The following is a 5,535-nucleotide window of genomic DNA, read 5'->3' on the forward strand; positions in this document are numbered from 1 at the left end:
CCCGGCTACGCCGGGTAACCACGGGCCTTCGGCCCGGGTTGCTTGCGCCTTCGGCGCTGCGCGGCGGCGGCGCCGCCGGGACAGCCCGGCCTTCGGCCGGGGGTACCGGCTTCGCCGGTACTGGGTGGCGGCTGCGCCGCCATAGGCGCCCGGCTGCGCCGGGCCTGCCGGGGCTGCGCCCCGGCGGTGGTGGGTGCCGTGGCAGCACGGGGCCGCGTGAGGGGTCAACTCCGGACTTTGCCCGTGGAGTTGACGGAACGTGGAAGGGTGGGGCCTTCGGCCCGGGTGGTGCGGGGTGCGGGAGGCCGGCCTGGTGGTGGGCTGGGTGTGATGGCGGGGTGCGTGCTGGGGTGGAGTCACTCGAAGGGGTGGAGAGGGACGGGCTTCGCCCGAAGTCGGTGCATCAAACTATGGCTACCGCTAGGCTTTGGAGATGTTGCGGCCCTCTGGGGCCCTCTGGTCAGCCTTTCTGAATTCGCTTGGCGCGAAGCCTCTCGGGATTTCCGTGAAGATTTCCGCAAAGGGAATCCTCAGTGCATCCTTGCTGGCTGATTTCATGGCGGAAGAAACGGTGGGAGGGAGACAAGCATATGCGGAATTCAACGGCGCAGGATCGCGGGAAGGGGCTCCGTGGTCGGGGAAGACATCGCGGGGAGGCACGGTGCCAGCCTTCGGCCGAGGGTCAGGTCGGGCCGGATCCGGCGGGGGCGGGGTCCGGAGGAGCCCCCGCCGGGGCTTCCGCGCGGCTGGAAGCCCAGCACGTCCGGCGGGAGGGCACTCCACCCGTCGTCCGGCGAGGCGGAGCGCAGCGGGCGCGGCACTGCCGGATCGGCCGCAGGTCGATGCGACGGGCCGCGCGTCCTGGTGCCTTCGTTCAAGGCGCTCGCGGGCGTCCCGTACGTACGGGACGCTCCCGGTTCCTTCCGCACCGCCCATATAGAGGGGGCAAGAGGATGCATATCCGCAGGTCACAGCGGTGCGGCCGTTGGCGATCTGTCCCCTGTGGATGGGCATATCGCGTCCGGTATGAGACTCCTGGGTACTCACATCGCGCATCAAATGTTGGCTGTACTTGACACGGAAGTGCGGAAATGTTGGGTCCAGTTGACATATTTTCTGGGCGCAGGTGCTCGGGGTGCTTGGTGGGCGCGGGTGGAGTGTTGTGTCCCCCCTGGGGGGACACAACACGCGCAAATGTTGGCTGCGCTTGAAGAAAAAGCTAAGTGGAGCTGACATACTGCAGGCGGCAGTCGAAGATCGCGAAGAGGTGGGAGAACGACCCGGTGTCAGCTGAACCGCAGGGCCGCCGGACGGCTGCCAAGCCGAAGCGGGTGCTGGCGCAGCCTGCCCTGCCGCTGGAGGATCCGACGGCGGGTTGGGGGCGCCGGGCGCGGCGTTCGACGGTGGAGGACCTGACCGAGCTGGCGGACCAGTACCCGGACCGCGACCTCTTCCTGAGTGCGGAGCGTCAGCGGGTGGAGTTCTACTCCTCTCCGGAGCAGCCGAACGCGTTCTCCATGGACTCCCTGGAGTTCTTCCTGGTCCTGGTGCAGTACTTCCGCGAGGCGCTGCCGTTCCGGGTGATCCTGCTGCTGATCGCCTGTCAGCGGGCCGGTGGGCGGATCCACCTGACGCAGGAGGAGATGGCCACGGTGCTGGACGTGCCCCGCCGTCGGGTCAACGAGACGCTGGTCGAGATCATGGAGCACGGCATCGTGTTCAAGGTCGCGCGGGGCGTCTACCAGTTCAACCCGCCCTACTCCTACCGTGTGGCCGAGTGGCTGCCGGGTACGGAGAGCACGAAGCCGGTCTACCGCAAGGTGGAGCAGGGGGAGGCGATCTCCGAGATCCGGGGCGACAAGGCGCTGCCGGACCTGGTGCGCTTCCCCTCGCTGGAGACGATGCGCCAGGAGATCGAGCGCCTGCGCAAGGAGCGGGCGAAGGCCCGGGCGGAACGGGCGGCGGCCCGGGCCGCCGAGGCGATGAAGGAGAGCGGATCCGATGAGCAGTGCTGACCTGCGGTTCGCCAACGTCAACTGCGAGGGCGTGCTGGCGGACCTCGACCTTCTGCCGGCCGCGTACCGGGTGCTGCTGAAGCTCCGGGCACACAGCGAGCCGGGCGGGCTGATCAACATGGACCAGGCCGCCATCGCCACCCTGATGGGACTGAGCCGTCCGACCGTCAACGCGGCGCTGCGGGACCTGGACCTGGCGCAGCTGCTCACCCGGGTGCGTAACGGCTCGTACCAGCTGAACCCGATGCTGGCCGGCTACCTCACCGTGCGGGAGTGCAAGGCCGCGGTGGCCAAGATGCCCCCCGAGCAGCGGCTGAACTGGCCCGGGTTCGTGGACCAGTACCGGCGCAACGTCGACCAGTACCAGGACCAGCTGGAGGAGCAGCGCCGTAAGCGCGCTGAGAAGGCGAACGCGGAGGCCGCGGTCGAAGCGCGGCGCCGTGGGACCTTGCGGGCAGTCGGCGGCTGAACCTTCTCGGATCGGAGCACAGGACCAATGGGGGCGGAGTTGGAACAGAAGGAATCCCGACTGAAGAGGGCGGGAACCGACTTCCTCGCGGACGTGGCAGATTCGCTCCGCCGGAGCCGCGAGGACCGGGCTGTGGTCCACGGGATCGGGATGGCGGTGTGGGAGGACCTACCGCTGGTCCTGGAGGCGCTGTCCAGCTTCGCGGACAAGCAGTCCGCGGACGCGCAGGCCCGGAACGCCTTGGCCACCAAGGCCAAGACCGGGGAAGACAAGGCCCGTAAGCGCAGCGAGGCGTTCGAGATGATGACAAGCGTCCAGCAGTCCGAGCAGCTGAAGCAACGGCTGATCGACGCTGGGCGCCAGCTGAACGACGAACGTATCGCCGACCTCACCTGACCCATCGCCCGGTCCCGGGCTACAGTCCCGGCATGAACGACACCACCGCCTACGAACAGGCGCAGCAGCGGAGTGTGCGGGTGCCGAGTCGGTGCTCGGTGCCGTGGGGGGTGTGCCCGGAGCACGGCGCCACCCTGGCCTCCAGTGCCGAACGGGGTACCTGGTGCATGGACCCGGCCTGCCTGGAGACCTGGCCGTATGACCGGATGGACGCGGCCTGCGTGGAGCCGGCCACCCACACGGTGGAGGCCGGGGACGGCGGCCGGTACATCGTCTGCGACGGCCACGCCCGTGCCGCCCGGATCCACATCGTCGGCGGCCAGGTCGTGCCCGGCGTCGCGTAGCCCCGCCTGGGCCTGGCCCCCGTCCTGCCTGCGGCTGACGGCGTGTCACCGGCGATATCCGCCCCGCGGCTTGGCCCGCCCGGTAGCCTGCCGGTGGGCCGCGTGGTGTCGGTCCCGGACCGCTGCCAGGCCGCGACCGGCAGCACCAGTGTCCTGACGGTGCTCCGCATCAACGCCCGTCCAGCAGACTCTCCCGGTGCCGTCCAGTGGCCCGGATCGCGGGCCGGCCACCGAAGGACACCCGATGGTGAAGAACCACGCCCGGAAGAACGCCGCCCGCGCTCGGGCCGCCGCGACCGGCGAGAGCCACCAGGCCGCTGTCGCCGTCGTCCGCGCCCTCCCCGGCCGGCCTTCCCTCCTGCCGCCGCCCCCGACCGACGCGGAGATCCTCGCCGAAGGGCGGGACACGATCGCCGCCGCGCTCGGCGAACTCGCCCAGCAGGCCGGCGACCCGCAGCGGCGCAGCATGTACCTGGAGCTCCAGCGGGAGGTCGATGCCTCCACCACCGCCGCCGACCTGACGCCCGAGCGCGCCGAGCTGGCGTACCGGGAGGCGGACACCTTCTGGATGAACCGCTGGAACGGCTTCTCCGCGAGCCCGATCGGGTCGGCGGACAACCTCGACGGCATCAGCCGGTGCTACTGGGCGCGGCGGACCATCTACGAGTGGCTCTGGCCCCGGGAGTGGGACACCCACCTGTACGGGCACGGGGACTGACGGCCGGTCACTTCGGTCCCGCTGCACTGGGTGGAGCCGGGCCGAAGTGGTCCGGGATCGGCCGGCCGCTCCGATAGCCTGGCGGCGGCGAGCTGAACGCCCATCCCGTTGTCGTGCGCCCACGCCGCGCGAGTCCCGGGAGAAGGTCCTGCGGGATCCAGGCGTCCGGACTTCTTGAACCGTCGGATCCTCTTCTTCACCGGCCGATGGCGTGGGCGCAGTGCCGGTCTCCGAGGAGACGATCGTGACCAAGCGCACCACCGACCAGCAGCGCGCCCGCGAGCTGCAGCAAGCTGAGGGCATCAGCTACCACGAGGCCCTCAACCGGGTCCGGGCGCAGCGGGAGAGCCGGCGGCCCCGGCCGGAGATCCCCTCCAGCGTGGTGCTGACCGAGTCCACCCTCATCGCCGTCGAATCGGCCCGGGGCGTGCACTGCATGGCCTGCCACAAGCCGATGGGCTTCAACGACTGGGCGGTGCACCTGGCGGATGTGACCGGCCGCGGCTACTTCGACCCCGCCCTGTGCGCCGGCTGCGCCACGGCGATCGGCCGGGCCGCCGCCCGCATCCCCGCGCACCCGGCGCCGGACCCCGACGACCCGGACACCCTCCTCGTCCCCGACAGCGCCGCCGACGGGACCGTGGCCTACCTCTCCCCGGACCGGGTCCACCTGCTGTGCCTGCGCCACGCCCCCACCGCCCCGGCCGACGACGACGGCCGGTACGAGCCCGTGACGGCCGACGACCTCCAGGCCCTCGGCCACGGCTTCCGCCCGGGCGGCGGCGGGCACCACTGCAGCGTCTGCAACCTGGACGTCCAGGAGCTCCTGGACGTCTGACGCACCCCCTGCCGGGGCCGGTGGCCGGTCAACGGCGTCGGCCCCCGGCCCCGCGCCTCCCCGGGCGCCTCCCGGCACTCCTGCGGGCCGCTGAGCGCCCCTGCGACGGTGCTGCGGCTTCTCGGTGGGCCGGTGGCGCTGCGGGGCGGCAGAATGCCCGCGTGGGCCTGGTCCGGCAGCTGTGATGCCGGACCAGGCCCACCTTGGTCTGCTGACCGTTCGTCAGCGGCGGCCTCGGCTGCTGCTCGGAGAGGAGCCCCTGAGCCAGGTCGAGGGCCGGGCGACGATCGTCGCCGCACTCGGCGACCTCGCCCAGCAGACCACCCACCTGCAGCGGCGCAGCCTGTATCTGGAGCTCCAGCGGGAGGTCGAGGCGTCCACGACGTTCGCCGACCTGCGAAGGGCCCGGGGAACCTTCGCGTTCCGCCAGGCCGACGGGTACTGGCTGGACCGCTGGAACGTGCTGTCGGAGAGCCCGCCCGAGTCCTCCGACGACCACCTGCGCAGCATCAACCGGTGCTACTGGGCGCGGCGGGTGATGTACGAGTGGGTCTGGCCCGGGGAGTGGGACAAGCACCTCTACGGGAGCGGGTACCGACGGCACGCACAGCTGCGAGGCGCCGGGCCCCCGGGGGGGGGGGGGGGCCGCGGGGGGGGGGGGAACCGCGGCGCCGCCCCGCCGGGGCGGGGGGGGGGGCGGTTAAGGGCCCCCCCCGGCGCGGGGGCCGCGACGGGGGGGCGGCCCCCCCTTGATT

At 71.6% G+C, this 5,535-nt stretch carries 6 protein-coding genes; all 6 read left to right on the top strand.

Annotation, left to right across the window (positions count from 1 at the left end):
* The first annotated feature begins 1,283 nt into the window (after positions 1 to 1,283).
* A complete protein-coding gene (locus ACIO5D_RS33655) occupies positions 1,284 to 2,015 on the top strand; it encodes a hypothetical protein (protein ID WP_400799749.1) in 732 nt (243 codons plus the stop codon).
* Positions 2,002 to 2,484 (top strand): helix-turn-helix domain-containing protein, encoded by a 483-nt coding sequence (locus ACIO5D_RS33660; protein WP_400799752.1) that lies wholly within the window; start codon positions 2,002 to 2,004, stop codon positions 2,482 to 2,484. The genes ACIO5D_RS33655 and ACIO5D_RS33660 overlap by 14 nt, the downstream gene beginning before the upstream one ends.
* Positions 2,485 to 2,577: 93 nt before the next feature.
* Entirely contained in the window at positions 2,578 to 2,880 is a 303-nt protein-coding gene (locus ACIO5D_RS33665; RefSeq protein ID WP_400799754.1) for a hypothetical protein, read from the top strand.
* Between the two features lie 32 nt (positions 2,881 to 2,912).
* Positions 2,913 to 3,224: a hypothetical protein gene (locus ACIO5D_RS33670; RefSeq protein ID WP_400799757.1), complete on the top strand. Its 312-nt coding sequence runs from the start codon at positions 2,913 to 2,915 to the stop codon at positions 3,222 to 3,224.
* Between the two features lie 244 nt (positions 3,225 to 3,468).
* On the top strand, positions 3,469 to 3,942 hold the full coding sequence (locus ACIO5D_RS33675) for a hypothetical protein (RefSeq protein ID WP_400799760.1): 474 nt from the start codon (positions 3,469 to 3,471) through the stop codon (positions 3,940 to 3,942).
* A 244-nt stretch (positions 3,943 to 4,186) separates the two neighbouring features.
* The gene (locus ACIO5D_RS33680) at positions 4,187 to 4,780 is read left to right on the top strand and encodes a hypothetical protein (protein ID WP_400799763.1); all 594 of its coding nucleotides are present in this window, start codon (positions 4,187 to 4,189) and stop codon (positions 4,778 to 4,780) included.
* The last annotated feature ends 755 nt before the right edge of the window (positions 4,781 to 5,535 follow it).

The organism is Kitasatospora sp. NPDC087315 (assembly GCF_044744345.1).
In the GTDB taxonomy this organism is placed as follows: Bacteria; Actinomycetota; Actinomycetes; order Streptomycetales; family Streptomycetaceae; genus Kitasatospora.